This is a genomic window from Pseudomonas lundensis, from assembly GCF_002269125.1.
In the GTDB taxonomy this organism is placed as follows: domain Bacteria; phylum Pseudomonadota; class Gammaproteobacteria; order Pseudomonadales; family Pseudomonadaceae; genus Aquipseudomonas; species Aquipseudomonas lundensis_A.
Map to the genome: position 1 here is coordinate 36,136 of NZ_NQKI01000028.1, position 16,423 is coordinate 52,558.

Sequence of the window (16,423 nt, forward strand, 5' to 3'; positions counted from 1 at the left end):
GTAGTACCTTGGCCTAGTTTTCCGCCCCCCGTCTGCGCCGTCGTAACAGGTAGGTGTCCATGATCCAGCCTTTGCGCAGCCTGGCCTGTGCCCTGACCTGCTTGATCTGCGCGCACACGTCGGACAGTTCGCCTGCGATGAGGATTTCATCTGCGGTGCCAATGTAAGCGCCCCAATAGATGTCGACATCCTGGTCCACGAACGCTTCGAACGCACAATGGGCGTCGAGCATGACCACCACGTTGTCCAGGTCTGCTGCGCTGAGTTGTCGCCCGGTGGTGATCCGGATTGGCTGCCCAATACCGTTAAGGGCAATGCGGTGCCGCGCCACCAGGGCCTGCACACTGCTGATGCCGGGAATCACCTCATAGTCGAACCCGGTCAGCCCCTGGTCACGGACCCGATCCAGCATGCGTAAGGTGCTGTCGTACAGCGCCGGCTCTCCCCATAACAAAAAGGCCCCGCATTCCCCGTCCTGCAATTCGTGTTCAATCAGTCGGGCAACAACCTCGGCACGTTGCGCGTGCCATTGCTCCACGCCATCGGTGTAGCGAGGGGTTGTGCTGTCGCGCTTGGGGTCACTGACTTGCACCACGCGGTACGCAGGTTCGCGGATGTATCGCTGGCAGATCTCCAGCCGCAGGCGTACCAGATCCTGGGTGATGGACCCTTTATCCAGTACAAAAAAGACGGTCGCCCGATTCAGCGCATGGATCGCCTGCACCGTGATGTGCTCAGGATTGCCAGCGCCCATGCCAATCAGCAGAAGGGTTTTCATGCACAGAAGGCTCCACCAAAGTCGTGCCGCTGACTATAGAGCGCCGTGCCGGTGAACGCACCGCGAATCAGCCCTGTGTGTCGGACTGACCCGCGGTCGCAAGGGTTACCAGATGTTGAGGTTGTAGCTGACGATCAGGCGGGTTTCGTCCACGTCACGGGCGAACTTGGAGTAGTTGGTGCGGTAGGTGGCATTACGAAAGCGCAGGCTCAGGTCTTTGAACGTGCCGCTTTGCACAATGTATTTGACCTCGGTGTCGCGTTCCCACTCTTTGCCTTCTTCGGCGCGGCCTACAACCTTGATGTTGTCGCCGTTCACATAGCGGGTCATGAACGACCAGCCGTTGTAACCCATGGCCTTGAAGTCATAGTCGTAGCGCAATTGCCAAGAGCGTTCCTGCGCGTTGGCGAAATCGTTGACTTGCAAGTAGTTGACCAAGTACGGGTTGCTGCCATCCAGATACGGCATGGAGCTGTCACCGTTCATGCGCTGCCAGCCCGCGCTGACTTTGTGCTCGCCCAGCGAGTAACCCAGCATGGCCCCCAGGGCACGGTTGTCGATGGTCGAGGCCTTGGCAGAACCGGCATCGTCACTTTTGAACAGGCGCACGTCAGCCGACAGCACGCCCGGGCCGATCGGCTGGTTGGCCAGCAGTCCCACGAATTGCTGGCGATAGATGTCTTCAAGTTCGGCGTAGTGGTACTGCGCCGTCAGTCGGTCATTAACCTTGTAGTCCAGACCGTACATGTTGAAGTGGTCGGCGGTGATGTTGCAGCCATAACGCTTGTTCTTGCAGTTGAGGCGTAAATCCTGCGGGTCGGTGGAGTCGCGCGCGGTGTAACGATTAAGGCGCGAGGCCATGATCGTAAGGTCGTTTACGTCCCTGGAAACCAGCATCGCACCGTTGAACATGTTCGGCAGCAAACGGCCATCGTTGTACTTGAGCAAGGGCAGATCCGGGAGCAAGGCACCGTACTTGAGCACGGTATCGGATAAACGCATTTTGGCGGTCACGCCGATTTTCGCGTATTGGTCCTTGGAACGACGCGGGTCGCTGCCGGTCGAAGGCAACAGCCCGCTGTTGCTGTCGGCGGGGCTGGAGTCCAGTTTCAGGCCCAGCATGCCCAGCGCGTCCAGACCAAAACCCACCGTGCCTTGGGTGTAGCCCGATTGCACGTTGAGGATGAACCCCTGGGCGGTTTCTTCACGCTTGGAAGCGCCTTGCGGGCTAGACGTGCTGCCGTCCCGAAAATCGCGATTGAAGTACACGGTACGGGCTTCCAGCTTGGCCGTGCTGTCTTCAATAAAACCGCCGGCCTGGGTTTGTGCAGCAAAACCGGCGCACACCGCCAGCGCGCTCAGGCGTGCAGCCCGGCATTGCGGCAACAACGAAAAAGGGACAACCATGTACAAGCTCCAGCAGCGAATCATTCGCAAGACGAAAACCATTGAGCCTGCACCTTCGGTTAGAAACCGGGGCGAAAGCGCTCAATGCAAAGGGGGCGCAATTGTACGAAAGGCTAAGCTGCTGCCTCATACGACCTTAGTCGCAAATGATGGCCTTTTGCCCACATTTAGCCCCGTTCATTTAGTTAATAGCGTTTAACCCATATCCGGCCTTAAATAGACGCACCGACGATTGACCCCCTCAGGATTTTTCATGAGCGCTGTATTTTCCCTCAGTCAACTCGCGCCCCTGTCGCAACGCCTGGACTGGCAACGAAACCCGCTGGGCGAGGTGGCTGACTGGCCGCAAAGCCTGCGCACCTGTGTCCAGCTGTTAATGAACTCGCCCATGCCCATGCTGTTGTTGTGGGGCAAGCAGTTGACGCAGATCTACAACGACAGCTTTGCCGTGCTGGCCGGCGACAAACACCCGGACGCATTTGGCCAGCCGGTGCACCAGAGCTGGCCCGAGTACCGGGAATTCACCCAGCCGATCATTGACGCCGTGCTGGCAGGTGAAAGCCGCAGCCACATCGATCAGTATTTTTTGATCCCTGATCGCCAGCACGCCAATGAAATGTGGCTTGACCTGACGTTCAGCCCGGTGTGCGACGACACCGGCGAGGTGGCAGGGCTCTTGATGATGGCGGTCAAGGCGTCCCGCCGCCGCCGTACGGCCATCAAACTGCGGCAACGCTCAAAAGCCACCCGCAAGGCCCAACACGACACCGAGGAACGCCTGCGACTGGCGCAGACCGTCACCAACGGCGTGGGCACATGGGACTGGAACATCGACCAGGACCTGTTCGTCACCGACAGCCGATTTGCGCAGATGCATGGCATTGAGCCGCAGTTGTCCGGGCAGTTACCGATTACCGCGTATTTAGAAGGCGTACACCCTGAAGACCGGGGGCTGCTGACCCGTTCGATCAAAGCCTGCCTGGCCAGCAATGGCGAATACGCAGAGGAATACCGCCTGCTGGACGCCAACGGCACAATCCGCTGGATTTTCGCCCGCGGTCGTTGCTTCAGTGCGGACCCCGGACGCGCCCAGCGGTTCATGGGCGCAGCGCTGGACATCACCGAACGCAAAAAAACCGAACAAGCCCTGCTCCACCTCAATGAAACCCTTGAAGAGCGCGTGGCCGAACGTACTCAGGCGCTGGCTGAGGCCAACGAGCAACTGCAACGCGAAATGCAGGAGCGCGAACGGGCCGAAGATGCGCTGCGCCATGCGCAGAAGATGGAAGCCGTGGGCCAATTGACCGGCGGCATCGCCCATGATTTCAACAACATGCTCACCGGCATCATCGGCAGTCTCGACCTGATGAAGCGCTACATTGCTGCGGGCCGAAGTGCCGAGATTGGCCGCTTCACCGACGCGGCCGTTTCCTCGGCACAACGGGCGGCCGCACTCACCCATCGGCTGCTGGCATTTTCACGGCGCCAGTCGCTGGACCGCAAGCCGCTGGACCCCAATCATCTGGTGACGTCACTTGAGGAGCTGTTCAGGCGCACCAAAGGCGCCCATATCACCCTTGATGTGCAACTGGGCGACAACATCTGGGCGGTGAACACCGACGCGGGTCAGCTGGAAAGTGCCTTGCTGAACCTGATCATCAACGCCCGCGATGCCATGCCTCAGGGCGGCACCTTGCGCGTGCGAACCCGCAACAGCTACCTCGACGGCAGTGATATCAGTACCTTGGAGCCAGTCAAGGCCGGTGACTATGTGATGCTCGAAGTCAGCGATAACGGCTCGGGCATGACGCCTCAGGTGCTGGCCAAGGCTTTCGATCCGTTTTTCACCACCAAACCCATCGGCCAGGGCACGGGGCTGGGCCTGTCCATGATCTATGGCTTTGCCCAACAGTCGGGCGGGCACGTGACCATCACCAGTGAAAGCGGCAACGGCACCTGTGTGCGCCTGTACTTGCCCCGCCATTACAACCTGCAAGTGCAACCCCGCCCGCCGGTTGTCAGCCCGGATGCCCCCTGCGCCATTGAGGGTGAAAGCGTGCTGGTAGTGGAGGATGACCCCGCCGTGCGCACGCTGGTGCTTAATGTGCTGGATGAGTTGGGCTACACCGCCCATCAGGCGCCGGATGCCAAAACCGCGTTGTCACTGCTGGAGTCGTCGCTGCGCATCGACTTGCTGGTGACCGACGTGGGGTTACCCGGTATGAACGGCCGCCAGTTGGCGGAAATCGCCCGTCAACAGCGTCCCGGCCTGAATGTACTGTTCATGACCGGCTATGCGGAGAGCGCCATCCAGCGCGAGGGTTTTTTGGACTCGGGCATGGACATGATCGGCAAACCGTTCTCGGTGGATAAGCTGGCAACCCTGATTCGGGCAATGATCCCGGCGAAAACTCAGGCATAATCCGCGCCCTCGAATTTGCCCAATAGCTGCAAGGTATACGCCCCATGAAAGCTCAAGCCCGCCATATTCTGGTGAAGACCGCAGAAGAAGCCGAGTCCCTCAAGCAACGCATCGCCAAGGGTGAAGCCTTCGATGTGCTGGCCAAGAAGTTCTCGACCTGCCCTTCTGGCAAACGCGGAGGCGATTTGGGGGAAGTACGGCCGGGGCAAATGGTCGGTGTGATTGACCAGATCATCTTCAAAAAACCGCTGCGTGTGGTGCATGGCCCGGTCAAAAGCAAGTTCGGTTACCACTTGGTGCAAGTGTTTTTCCGCGATTAAGCGCGGGGACGAGGCGGCGCGACTGAGCGCGGCTTCGTTCCCCGACACCGACGCGCCTTAAAACACGATCTCGAACGGTTCAACCACTGCCAGCTGCTCGTCTACCAGGCAGCCCGTACGCCATTTATCAAACGTCAGGCATGGGTGGGACGTCCCAAAGCTGATGATGTCGCCCACCCGCAGCTCAATGCCAGGGCCAACGGTCATAAACCCATGTTGGTCCATCAGCGCAGTCACTGTGCACGCGCTCACGTCATCGCCCGAGGCATCCACCTTCCCTTCGCGGTAGCGCTTGAGCGGCACCGGCAGCCCGGCATCATAGGCCACATCACGCTTGCCCAGCGCCACGATGGCCAAGCCAGGTTCCGGCAATGATTGCACGTGTGCCCACACTTCCATCGCCGGGCGCAGGCCTTCGTGCAAATCGCTGCGCCGGTCCAGCACGCAACACTGCGCTGCTTTATAGATCCCATGATCGTGGACCACGTAACTGCCGGGGCGCAGAACACTCAGGAAGCGTCCGCTGGCGGCCTCGGCTTCGAAGGCTTCGGCAATCAGGTCATACCAGGCTGAACCTGACGCAGTAATGATCGGCGTGTCGCGCCTAAAGGCGCCGCCACGCTGCAACGCCAGCGCCAGACGCACCAGCGAGGCGGCAAAGGCACGGATGTCCGTGACGGCCTGTGCGCCGTGAATCACCCCTTCATAGCCTTCGATTCCGGTCAGGGCCAATGCCGGTTGCGCACTGATGGCGGCCGCCAGGGCGATAACCTGCGCTTCTGTGCGGCAACCACAACGCCCGCCTGTGACGCCATACTCAATCATCACGTTCAAGCGCTGACCACGTTCAGCGAAGAAGGCGCCAAGGGCGGCGACGTTGTCCGGGTGATCCACCAGGCAGTGAAATTCAAACCCGGGGTCGGCCTGCAAATCCGCGATGAGTGCCATGTTCGGGCGCCCCACCAACTGGTTGGCCATCAGCACCCTGCGCACACCCGCTGCATACGCCACGCGGGTCTGCACGGCGGTGCCCAGGGTCATGGCCCACGCGCCCTGCGCCATCTGCCGACGAAACACCGCAGGGGCCATGCTGGTTTTGCCGTGCGGTGCCAATACCGCGCCGCTGCGCGTGACGAAATCCTGCATCCAGCGAATGTTGTGTTCCAGCGCCTGGCGATGAATCACCAGCGCCGGAAGGCTGACGTCACACAGCAGGTGGTCCCCGATCCGTGCTGCGCCCTTCTCCACGTCAAGCAGGTTCATAGGTTCACCCTTTGGCTTTGTAGGCGATGCAGTCGATTTCGACTTTGCAGTCCACCATCATCATTGCCTGTACGCAGGCGCGGGCCGGGGCGTGTTCACTGCTGAAATAGCTGGCGAACACTTTGTTGAAACTCCAGAAGTCTCGCGGATCGGCCAGCCACACGCCTGCACGCACCACATCTTCGAGGCCGTAACCGGCTTCTTCGAGGATCGCGATCAGGTTTTGCATGGTTTTATGGGTTTGTTCGACGATACCGCCCGCAATGATTTCGCCCTGTTCCATCGCCACTTGCCCCGAGACGTGCAACCAGCCATCCGCTTCTACGGCACGGGCAAAGGGCAACGGCTGACCACCTGCGCCCACGGCGCCGGTTCCGAAACGTTTGATGCTCATAACAAACTCCTCGATACGTACAGGCGGCGAATGCGCCCAAGGCGTAGGAGTTTGCCATACACGTGCAGGCGAAGAGTCAGTGATACAGGGTGATGAAGATCCAGGCGAATCCGGCTAAAACGAGGGACATGCAGACCACATACAGCAAAAACGCACGTTTCACGCTCAGTACTCAACTGCAAGGGGGCCAATCTGCTCTGACGACTGGCAGATTTTCAGCGGCGCGCAGTCTATCAGCCAGTGATATCGCTGTGATATTGCGCCCCTCCTATCGCGGAAAATATCCGATCAGTGGATCGGTTATCGCAGTGACCACCATTTGGGCAAAAGCTGTTGCACGTTGGGCTCGGCAAACCGGTCATCAATCAAAAACAACGCCCCCTGATCGCTTTGGGTACGGATCACACGCCCGGCCGCCTGGACGACTTTTTGCATGCCCGGGTACAAGTAGGTGTAGTCATAGCCCGCCCCGAACAACGCCCCCATGCGCAGCTTGATCTGTTCATTGACCGGGTTGAACTGGCCCAGTCCCAGGGTGGCGATAAAGGCGCCGATCAGGCGCGCGCCGGGCAGGTCAATGCCTTCCCCAAACGCCCCGCCCAACACCGCAAAACCGATGCCCTGCCCGGTCAGCGTAAAGCGGTCGAGGAAGCCCTGGCGCGCGGCTTCATCCATCCGACGCGCCTGTTGCCACTGCGCAATGTGCGGGTGACGTTCAGCGAGCAGCCCGGCCACTTGCTGCAAGTAGTCGAAACTGCTGAAGAACGCCAGATAATTGCCCGCCCGCTGTTCATATTGCTGAACCATCAGCTCGACAATCGGCTCCAGTGACTGCTCACGGTGGGTAAAACGGGTGGAAATGTGGTTTACCACGCGCACGGTTAATTGTTCAGCCTTGAACGGCGACTCCACATCGATCCACACCGTGTCTGGCGGTAGACCGAGCAGATTGGCGTAATACACCCGTGGGCTCAGGGTGGCAGAAAACAGCACGTTACTGTGGGCACTGGCCAGGCGCGGCCCAATAAAAGCGGCAGGCACCACATTGCGCAAATTAAGCTGCGACAGGCGGCGCTTGCCGGTTTCACGCAGGGTGACATCGAAAATGAAATGCCCATCGAACAGCTCCGCGACCCGGTTGAATTGCAGCGCATCGAAGTAAAAACCCTGCAACTCGCCGGTCATGCCTTGCGGGTGATCGTTGAGGTAATCCCCGATGGCGGTGATGCAAGCCGTCAACGCAGTCAGCCATTTGCCCGGTACCTGCGCATGAACCTGATAGGGCCCGACTTGCTCACGATGCAGCGCGTTCCACTCGCGATTCAAGCGTTTAAACGCCTTGTCCAAAGGCGCCGGGGCGTTGAGACGCACGGCGTTCAAGCTGTACTGGTCAAGGCTGGCGCTGTACATCTGGCGGCCGCGTTCCACCAGGTTATGGGCTTCGTCGATCAGGGTCGCCACCTTCCATTGGTTGGCCTGCGCAAGTCCGTACAACAAACCACTGAAGTCGAAGTAATAGTTGTAATCGGCAATCACCAGATCGGCCCAGCGCGCCATTTCCTGACTCAGGTAATACGGGCACACCTGATGCGTCAGTGCCACCTCGCGCAAGGCGGCCTGATCCAGGTGCGCGTGCTGGACGGCGGCCTGGCGCGCGGCAGGCAAGCGGTCATAAAACCCTTTGGCTAGCGGGCATGCATCGCCGTTACAGGCGTTTTGCGGGTATTCGCAGGCTTTTTCACGGGCCACCAGCTCCAGCACGCGCAGCGCTCCCGGCCCTTCGTCGGGGTACAGCACCTGCGCGGCATCCAGAGCCAGTTTGCGGCCGGGTGTTTTGGCAGTGAGAAACAGCAGCTTGTCCAGTTGTTGCGTGGGCATGGCCTTGAGCAATGGAAACAGCGTGCCCACCGTTTTACCAATGCCGGTGGGCGCCTGGGCCATCAGGCAACGGCCGGTGCTGACGGTTTTGTACACCGCCTCGGCCAACGGGCGTTGCCCCGTGCGAAACGCCGGGTGGGGGAAAGCCAGCGTGCGCGCGGCTTCATCGCGAACGCCACGGTGCGCGACTTCCTGTTCCGCCCAGGCCAGAAACTGCTGACATTGCTGTATGAAAAACTGTTGAAGATCAGCGGCACTCCACTCTTCCTGCAGCCGTGTTTCTTTTTCGCTGACGATGTCGAAATACACCAGCGCCAAATTGACCGCAGGCAGCTCCAGTCGCTGACACAGCAACCCCCCGTAGACCTTGGCCTGCGCCCAGTGCAAATGACGGTGATTGGCCGGGAGGGCAGCGAAGTCGCCGCGAAAGGTTTTCACCTCTTCCAGTACATTATTCACCGGGTCGTAGCCATCGGCCCTGCCCCGCACACAGAGCGTGCGGTACTGGCCTTCAAGGCTCAGCTCCGCTTGATAGTCAGCATTGCGGCGTGAGGCGACAGTGCGATGCCCGGCAATGCCCTGTTGCGCACTCGGGGACGGCGTGAAACGCAGGTCAAGATCGCCAATTTTGGCCGTGAACTCACACAAGGCCCTGACTGCAATGCGATAACTCACGCGGTACACACTTGCCATTGCACGTAACACACGGTGACTGGCATCTGATGCTGCTCGCAAAAGGCCAGCCAACGCAGCTGGTTGTCTTGCAGGCGATCCCCAGGCCCTTTGACTTCCATCATGCGGTAGGTTTTTTGCGCGGGCCAAAACTGGATCAGATCGGGCATACCGGTGCGGTTGGCTTTTATGTCCAGTAACAATCGACTGAACCACCGTTGCAAATGCTCAGGCGGCAGGCAGCTCAGCGCATGCTCCAGCAACTGTTCGTTCAGATGGCCCCACGCCACGAATGGCGACTGCACGCCATATTTTCGGGTGTACGTGTCGCGAATGGTGTGCCGGTATCGTCCATCGTGCAATTGCGCGAAACAGGCGTCGAACAGCTCGGATCGACGTGCGTGGAAGTCGTCTTCCAGCAAATCGGCGGGCCCACTTTGATACGGATGGAAAAACGCGCCCGGCAGCGGCGCAAAAATGGCGGGCCAGCACAGTAACCCGAACAGGGCGTTGATCAGCGTGTTTTCCACGTAATGCACCGGCGCATCCTCGGTGTGCAAATGGGCAGCCACGCTGAACTCCACCGAACGTCCCGCATGGCGTTCCAGGCACAGGTCGAGGCGTTGCGGGGCGCCGGGGCGGGCACGTGGCTCTGCGGGCAGTCCGAGTTTGCGTCGCAGCCGCGGGAGCATTCGCTGCAACTGTTGAGACTCCTCATCGGTCAGCGGTGCCTGTTCGGCGGCTTGAGCCAACGCATAAGCTTGCTCAAACGCTTGCAGGTGCTCCATGCAGCGCACCGTGCGCACCCGGGCTTGCGGGTGCTGGCTGTGAGGATAAATGTGCAGGGCGCGCAGGTGATCGCCTGCCCGCTCGTGGTATTGCCCCAATTGAAACAACAAACGCGCGCGACGGCGCGCCAGCCAGCGGTTGTCGGCCGTGTAGTCAAGTACGTGCTGCAAAACAAGGTCGACGTCTTGCGCGGTTTCGAACTGTTCGCGGCACGCATGCAGGTGCAAATAGCCGTCGATATCAGCCCGGCAACGCAGGGCACGCGACGCCGGGCTCAATGGCACGGCTTCGTAAGTAAACAGGCCCAGATCCGCCAGTACCAGGTCGGACCAGCTCTGGTTGAGGGTGCCGAAAAACATCAGGCGCAGACGATCACCCAAGGCACGGTTGGTCAGGGTAAACAGCCGGTCTTCCAGGCCCGGGCACCAGTTCCCCAGGGGTTGCTCATCGGTCAGCTCAAGGCTCAACCGGGCCTTCCAGTCGGCCTTTCGGCCTTTTGAATCAGCAATATGCGCAGCGAAAAAACGCAGCAATTCAGCCTTTTGGAGCACCTCGAACACATCTGTCAGGTTGATCGTCGCCTGGTCATTCACCCAGCCTTGGTCCAGCAAGGGGGCCGCGGCAGAGGCGATATCACCGATTTCGGCGTAATTGAGCTTGCTCGCGCGAAAGTGCGTGCCCTTGCGCATGACCAGCCTGACCCACAGTGCCTGTGAAGCACCGGGCAACTGGAGGAACGTGTCGATGAAGCACTGCTCTTCAAGGTTCAGCAGATCGTCGTAACGGGATTTGATCCAGTGCAGGACGTGCTGGAAGTTCTTCAGGTAGTACAACGGGTCTTCGAGGGGATTGGAAATCACAGGCGGAACGAACCACTGACGTTAAATACTGGATAAGCGTACAGATATCAGTTCGTCCTGCAGGTTGGCAATGGCTAATGGATGAATGGTTCAGCGCGACCGTCTGGCCGGGTCATGGGACCCCATAAGGTCAATCAGGGTGGTGCCTTCAGCCAGGTCGATCTTGCTCAGGGTGTAAAGCGCTTGCAGGGACTTCAACGGCAGCCCGCTCACGGTTTCGAGCCAGGCTGCCTGACGCGCACATGCTTGGGGGTGAGCCTGCAAGGCGTCGTGCAGATCGGGCACCCACGGTAATTTGTCAGGGTAGTTGCGTTGCACAAACGCTGCGAGTTGCCCGCCTTGTTCAACAAAAGGCGATTGAATAAAGCAACTGATCTGCTCATCCTTCACGTTATAGAGATTATTTAAATAGTCGGCCATCTGCTGGCGTAACTTCTGAATTCGCTTTGGTGTATTAAACGCACCGGCAATGACACTCACAAGTTGCCCCTTGTATCGAGAATTACATTCATTCTCCCGAACCAGCGCATGTAAGTATGAACTGACCCCACTGCAATAATCGCCGGTTTCGGTATAAACGTGACGCAACCCTTGCACATGCGCTTCAACTAATATCACTGCGGCTTGAGGCTCTTCAATATTGACACCCGCGGCATTAATGTGGCCCTCGGTAAAGTTAAGCGCTTCGGAGTTCAGGACTTCCACTTCGCAGGAGAGACAATCAAATACGTTAATAACAACCCACTCGCTGCCCGCCGACAGCGCGGGTGTTTCTGCGGGTATGGATTGCGGGTGCAGTATCGAGCGAGACGCCTTCTCAAGTTTTAAACACATATCCAGCGCAGCCGGCAGCACATCGTCGGTGGAACTGGCCTCACAGTGCCCCAGCTGTTCAGCCACCTTTAACATCCAGTGGGCGTATTCCCCCAAGTGCGGCGGTGGGCGTCTGTCGATCAGCGCATTGACCGCGCCACCCCACCTATAAGCTGTCTGAAACAGCGGGGCCCGTGACAACAGGTCGCTGTACAAAAACGTCGCCCGTGCATCCCCCTCCGATACATGCCCCCCACATCAAGACATCGAGTTTCCCGGCTTCTGGCGGGCATTCACTGAACGGGGTATGACGTGTGACGGGATGGGCGCCCGTCTCATCGACCTGAAGCAATTCAACCCGATCATCGTCATACAAGAACAACTCATTGCACTGGTTATGGAACCTGGCCATGACGGATGCGGTGAGTCTGGGCTGGCGTAGTACGGCCAGACGCAACATAAACGTAACGGGCGCCCGTGCTGCAATACTCAACTGCGCGGCGCGGAGAAACGCCAGGGTGTAAGCGCTTTCCTTACCCCCCTCATGCACCACCATCACCCGGAACTGACCTATGCGCTCGATCCCTCCGGCTGCCACCAATAACCGCTGAATCAACAATTGCAGCGCAATGCGCTCATGTCGACTGAAGAAGCCTGTCAGGCGATGCAGAACTTGTTGATATACAAAGCTCATGGCCTGCTCATGAAAGGTACTCATGGGTTAACCCTCCGCAACGTCTGGTTAGTAATTGCAGGCTCACTCAAAGCGGCCAGGCATACCCTGCCTCTTATAAAAAAAGACCGGTATTACTTAAATGTAAGAATTCGACTACGCAGCTAGCATTCATCCAGATGCGCCCGACGCCAATCAATTTCCATATGAGTGGCCATCAGTAAGCTATCAGTATTTATACCCAAAAGAAAAGCTATTTGCGCATATAAATAATTAGACCGACCGGTCATAGTTAAAATTTAAACAGGCCGTAAAAGTTACAACACCCCCTTTAAACACGGCGACTACTTTTAAACATTCAATTAAGACTTTTCAACTTGCTCAATTAATACATACAACAACGCCACGACCCGTTGAGGCGTCGTGGCGTTTTATTGGCTGAGGCTAGAACTGTGGCGCACAGGTTCAAACTTCCAGGGCGACTCGTCCTCGGCAAGGGCACTCATCCATATAACGATGCGCCTGCACAAATTGATCGAAAGGAAAGACTTTAACCACCAGCGGGCGCAGGATCCTGTCGGCCGTCCATTCATTGATGGCTCGCAATGCGCGCGCCATGGCTTCCTGGTCCTGGGCGATGCCCAATTCCGGCTTGCCGGTGAAATTACCGATGCAGTGCACAAAGAACTGAATGTTCTTCTGAAACGCCGCGCAAGCCGGAAATGGCGTTTGATTACCCCCTTGCAGGCCGTAAAGCACTAGGCTGCCACGGGGCGCAAGCACATCCCCCAACACAGACATTTGCGGGCCACCCAAACCGTCGAACACGGTGTCTACGCCTCGACCGTCAGTGATCTTGTTGATCTGCATCAGCAAGTCCTGTTCTTCGGTAACGATCACTTTGTCGGCGCCAAGTTCGCTTAAGTAGTCGCGTTCGGCCGCTTCTTTAGTGGCTGCAATGACCGTGGCGCCCAACGCTTTGCCCATCTGTACGAACGATGGGCCTGCGCAATGGCTGGCGTCGGTGATCAACACGGTTTGGCCCGGCTTGACCCGCGCCAGATCCACGTAGGCGAAATAGGCGATCAACAACGGTGTGTAATGGACGCTGGCCTCAACCGGACTCAGCACCTCTGGATAGCGGGTTAATGCGCAGCGTGGCATCAGGACACGCTCGCCATAGCTCGGGTAGTCATTGGCGCTGTGTGCAGGAAAACTGGCGACCTTGTCCCCCGGTTTCAAGTCACTCACGCCCTCACCGACAGCGGTCACGATCCCCGCCATCTCCTGACCAATACCGGCAGGCAGGCGAGCCTGGGACGGCGCCAGATTTTGCCGCCAGAGCACGTCATACCAACTGATACCAATGGCTTCGACGCGCACCTGCACTTCTCCGGGCGCGGGCGCAGCGACCTCGTGCTCTTCGCACTTGAGCACCTCGGCCGAGCCAAACTTGTGAAAACGGATCGTGCGCGACATCGCAAACCTCGCCAAATTAATCGCTAATACCCCGGGACTTTATCGGGGCTTTGGGCGCAAGACTAACAGACAGCATTAATAGTCGACATGCCTGACATTGATCCGCGACCGCAGTGCTTGTGCCAAAGAGGCCGTAAAAAGCTGCGTAAGGCGCAAAGTTAATCCGATCAGGCAATCAGAAAGCAAATCTAGGCAGTGACGATTTGGCATGTATGCCCGTAAGATCCGTCACCTAAGTCCCTGAAGAACCGCCTGTGAAGCCAGCGAGATGAACCGTAACGACTTGCGTCGCGTCGATCTTAACCTGCTGATCGTCTTTGAAACCTTGATGCATGAACGCAGTGTGACCCGTGCCGCAGAGAAATTGTTCCTCGGCCAACCGGCGATCAGTGCGGCGTTATCGCGCCTGCGCAACTTGTTCGATGATCCGCTGTTCGTGCGGACCGGCCGCAGCATGGAGCCTACCGCGCGGGCGATTGAGATTTTTGCACTGCTGTCCCCGGCGCTGGACTCTATTTCCACTGCGGTCAGCCGCGCTTCGGAATTCGACCCGGCCACCAGCACCTCGGTCTTTCGCATCGGGTTGTCGGACGACGTGGAATTTGCCCTCCTCCCCATGCTGCTCAAACGCCTGCGTGCCGAGGCGCCTGGCATTGTGCTGGTGGTGCGGCGGGTGAACTACATCCTGATGCCGCCGTTGTTGGCATCCGGTGAAATTTCAGTCGGCGTCAGCTACACCAACGACCTGCCGGCCAATGCCAAACGTAAAGTGCTGCGCCGCAGCAAACCCAAACTGCTGCGCGCCGATAGCGTACCCGGCGCACTGTCGCTGGATGACTTCTGCGCCCGCCCCCACGCACTGGTGTCATTTGCCGGTGACTTGAGCGGCTTTATCGATACCGAGCTGGAAAAACTCGGCCGCAAGCGCCACGTGGTGCTGGCCGTTCCGCAGTTCAACGGCCTGAGCACCTTGCTTGCCGGTACCGATATCATCGCCACCGTGCCCGATTACACCGCCGAAGCCTTGACAGCCGCCGGCGGTATTCGGGCTGAAGACCCGCCGCTGGATACCCAGACCTTTGAACTGCACATGGCTTGGCGTGGCGCTCAAGACAACGATCCCGGAGAGCGCTGGCTGCGGTCACGGATCCAGATGTTCTTCGGGGATCCGGACAGCCTCTGACATCACGCAATGCTGAGGGCCAGGTCAGATCGATTCGGGATTTGGCCGCACGGCCCGAGCACGCTTCACACTGCGCAAGCGAACCAAACACGACTCCCTTGACTCACGTCCAATGACGCGCTTCGCCTGTGGCCGCGCAGCGTTCGGCGTAGAGACACGTACGCCAAAGATCTGGGCCTTGATCAGAGAGCGTCCGCACGCCCGCAACAATTAGACAATGTATTTATGTTAGAAAATTAGTCTAAAACCATTTGACCTCAGCACAGCACCACACAACCTGTATTGCCACTTATAGGCCGTACAGCAGACTTTCACCCCGTATCAGGTCCAACACTATGGTCGTCGTGAAACGCAGGCTGCCACAAACAGGCTCAAGTGCGCGGCATCACCGGGCTCGCAGCCTTTTTTGCCACAGGGGCAGTGGCCTATGAGCCCGCTGCTTTATGACTTGAACAGTCTGCGCGCAGCCTTGACGCGCCACGACATACTGCGAGTGGTGCGCAACGCCTGTGTTGAGCATGCGCGCGACAAGGTGATCAGCGCGAAATCGGGTGAACTGCTGTTTCAGGACCCGCCGGGCGATTGCCACATCCGGTTCGGATATTTTCGCGGTGCTCCCGCTTTTGTGGTCAAGGTGGCCATGGGCTTTTACGAGAATCCGTCCCGTGGACTGGACACTAACAACGGGCTGATGCTGGTTTTCAGCTCGCTGACTGGCACTTTAATCGCCATTCTCAACGATGAAGGCTGGTTGACCAGTTGGCGTACCGCCGCTGCCGGAGCCCTGGCCGCACAAGCGGGTGCTCCGTCGCGCATTACAGCCCTGGGTATCCTCGGCAGCGGGCATCAGGCCGAACTGCAAGCGCTCTGGGCTGCACACCACCTCGGGACACAGCGGGTGGTCATCTGGGGCCGGGCTGCGGAAAAAGCTGACCGCTTGGCCGAAACCTTACGGCTTAATGCCTTGAATGCCCATGCAGTATCGGCGGTAGAGGACGTGTTTGAACGCTGCAATGTGGTGATTACCTGCACGCCCTCAAACCGGGCGATCGTCCCTGTCAGCGCCGTAAAACCCGGGACCCACATTGTCGCGCTGGGGGCTGACAGCCTGGGTAAACAAGAACTGGACCCGCACATTCTGGCTCAAGCCAGAGTCATCATGACCGACGATCATCAGCAATGTGCCGAACGCGGCGAGTTGGCGTATGCCTTGCGTGCTGGGCTGATTACAGAAGGCGCGGATGTTGCGCTGGGGCATGTGCTTGCGGGCACGCGCCCAGGCCGCCTCAGTGATAACGACATAACCGTTGCAGACCTTACCGGGCTTGCAGCCCAAGACATTGCCATCGCTACCCTGGCGGTAGAGAGGGCACAACATTCACCCGCTACCGGTGCGCGCACCACCCCGCCCTGATCCTGCACCCTGAGTAAAAAGCGCCTGATTCAACAAAAACAATAAAGAAGGTACTCACATGAACACCCTGGTCCGCGT

At 58.6% G+C, this 16,423-nt stretch carries 13 protein-coding genes; 4 read left to right on the forward strand and 9 right to left on the reverse strand.

The genetic code is table 11. The annotated features are described in order from the left end of the window. Positions 1-13: 13 nt before the first annotated feature. Together cobF and CJF39_RS16655 are read right to left on the reverse strand one after the other, a co-directional pair. Positions 14-778: a precorrin-6A synthase (deacetylating) gene (cobF, locus tag CJF39_RS16650; RefSeq protein ID WP_094994411.1), complete on the reverse strand. Its 765-nt coding sequence runs from the start codon at positions 776-778 to the stop codon at positions 14-16. A 105-nt stretch (positions 779-883) separates the two neighbouring features. Continuing rightward, positions 884-2,185 carry an OprD family porin gene (locus CJF39_RS16655; RefSeq protein ID WP_094994412.1) on the reverse strand — a complete coding sequence of 434 codons (1,302 nt, stop codon included), beginning with the start codon at positions 2,183-2,185 and terminating at the stop codon, positions 884-886. A 253-nt stretch (positions 2,186-2,438) separates the two neighbouring features. On the opposite strand from CJF39_RS16655, the gene CJF39_RS16660 reads away from it, so the two are divergent. Further along, positions 2,439-4,607: a PAS domain-containing hybrid sensor histidine kinase/response regulator gene (locus CJF39_RS16660; RefSeq protein ID WP_094994413.1), complete on the forward strand. Its 2,169-nt coding sequence runs from the start codon at positions 2,439-2,441 to the stop codon at positions 4,605-4,607. Positions 4,608-4,651: 44 nt separating this feature from the next. Then, positions 4,652-4,927 carry a peptidylprolyl isomerase gene (locus CJF39_RS16665; protein ID WP_047274612.1) on the forward strand — a complete coding sequence of 92 codons (276 nt, stop codon included), beginning with the start codon at positions 4,652-4,654 and terminating at the stop codon, positions 4,925-4,927. Between the two features lie 57 nt (positions 4,928-4,984). On the opposite strand, the gene CJF39_RS16670 is transcribed toward CJF39_RS16665, so the two are convergent. From CJF39_RS16670 to CJF39_RS16695, 7 genes are all read right to left on the reverse strand, one after another. Continuing rightward, a complete protein-coding gene (locus CJF39_RS16670) occupies positions 4,985-6,190 on the reverse strand; it encodes an amino acid deaminase (protein WP_094994414.1) in 1,206 nt (401 codons plus the stop codon). 4 nt (positions 6,191-6,194) lie between these two features. Further along, a complete protein-coding gene (locus tag CJF39_RS16675) occupies positions 6,195-6,584 on the reverse strand; it encodes a RidA family protein (RefSeq protein ID WP_094994415.1) in 390 nt (129 codons plus the stop codon). Positions 6,585-6,884: 300 nt separating this feature from the next. After that, positions 6,885-9,137: an ATP-dependent DNA helicase gene (locus tag CJF39_RS16680; protein WP_094994432.1), complete on the reverse strand. Its 2,253-nt coding sequence runs from the start codon at positions 9,135-9,137 to the stop codon at positions 6,885-6,887. Next, the gene (locus tag CJF39_RS16685; protein WP_094994416.1) at positions 9,134-10,783 is read right to left on the reverse strand and encodes a VRR-NUC domain-containing protein; all 1,650 of its coding nucleotides are present in this window, start codon (positions 10,781-10,783) and stop codon (positions 9,134-9,136) included. The genes CJF39_RS16680 and CJF39_RS16685 overlap by 4 nt, the downstream gene beginning before the upstream one ends. 90 nt (positions 10,784-10,873) lie before the next feature. Further along, entirely contained in the window at positions 10,874-11,683 is an 810-nt protein-coding gene (locus tag CJF39_RS23370) for a hypothetical protein (protein ID WP_249275382.1), read from the reverse strand. Between the two features lie 79 nt (positions 11,684-11,762). Beyond that, entirely contained in the window at positions 11,763-12,314 is a 552-nt protein-coding gene (locus tag CJF39_RS23375; protein WP_249275383.1) for a hypothetical protein, read from the reverse strand. A 420-nt stretch (positions 12,315-12,734) separates the two neighbouring features. Continuing rightward, positions 12,735-13,748 carry a zinc-dependent alcohol dehydrogenase family protein gene (locus CJF39_RS16695; RefSeq protein WP_094994417.1) on the reverse strand — a complete coding sequence of 338 codons (1,014 nt, stop codon included), beginning with the start codon at positions 13,746-13,748 and terminating at the stop codon, positions 12,735-12,737. A gap of 268 nt (positions 13,749-14,016) precedes the next feature. Here CJF39_RS16695 and CJF39_RS16700 point away from each other — a divergent pair, with 268 nt between their 5' ends. After that, positions 14,017-14,931: a LysR family transcriptional regulator gene (locus CJF39_RS16700; RefSeq protein WP_094994418.1), complete on the forward strand. Its 915-nt coding sequence runs from the start codon at positions 14,017-14,019 to the stop codon at positions 14,929-14,931. A gap of 427 nt (positions 14,932-15,358) precedes the next feature. Further along, positions 15,359-16,345: an ornithine cyclodeaminase gene (locus CJF39_RS16705; RefSeq protein ID WP_094994419.1), complete on the forward strand. Its 987-nt coding sequence runs from the start codon at positions 15,359-15,361 to the stop codon at positions 16,343-16,345. Positions 16,346-16,423: the final 78 nt, after the last annotated feature.

Coding starts and splice junctions, on each gene's coding strand:
- cobF (WP_094994411.1), bottom strand. CDS start 778: ATGAAAACCCTTCTGCTGATTGGCATGGGCGCTGGCAATCCTGAGCAC.
- CJF39_RS16655 (WP_094994412.1), bottom strand. CDS start 2,185: ATGGTTGTCCCTTTTTCGTTGTTGCCGCAATGCCGGGCTGCACGCCTG.
- CJF39_RS16660 (WP_094994413.1), top strand. CDS start 2,439: ATGAGCGCTGTATTTTCCCTCAGTCAACTCGCGCCCCTGTCGCAACGC.
- CJF39_RS16665 (WP_047274612.1), top strand. CDS start 4,652: ATGAAAGCTCAAGCCCGCCATATTCTGGTGAAGACCGCAGAAGAAGCC.
- CJF39_RS16670 (WP_094994414.1), bottom strand. CDS start 6,190: ATGAACCTGCTTGACGTGGAGAAGGGCGCAGCACGGATCGGGGACCAC.
- CJF39_RS16675 (WP_094994415.1), bottom strand. CDS start 6,584: ATGAGCATCAAACGTTTCGGAACCGGCGCCGTGGGCGCAGGTGGTCAG.
- CJF39_RS23375 (WP_249275383.1), bottom strand. CDS start 12,314: ATGAGTACCTTTCATGAGCAGGCCATGAGCTTTGTATATCAACAAGTT.
- CJF39_RS16695 (WP_094994417.1), bottom strand. CDS start 13,748: ATGTCGCGCACGATCCGTTTTCACAAGTTTGGCTCGGCCGAGGTGCTC.
- CJF39_RS16700 (WP_094994418.1), top strand. CDS start 14,017: ATGAACCGTAACGACTTGCGTCGCGTCGATCTTAACCTGCTGATCGTC.
- CJF39_RS16705 (WP_094994419.1), top strand. CDS start 15,359: ATGAGCCCGCTGCTTTATGACTTGAACAGTCTGCGCGCAGCCTTGACG.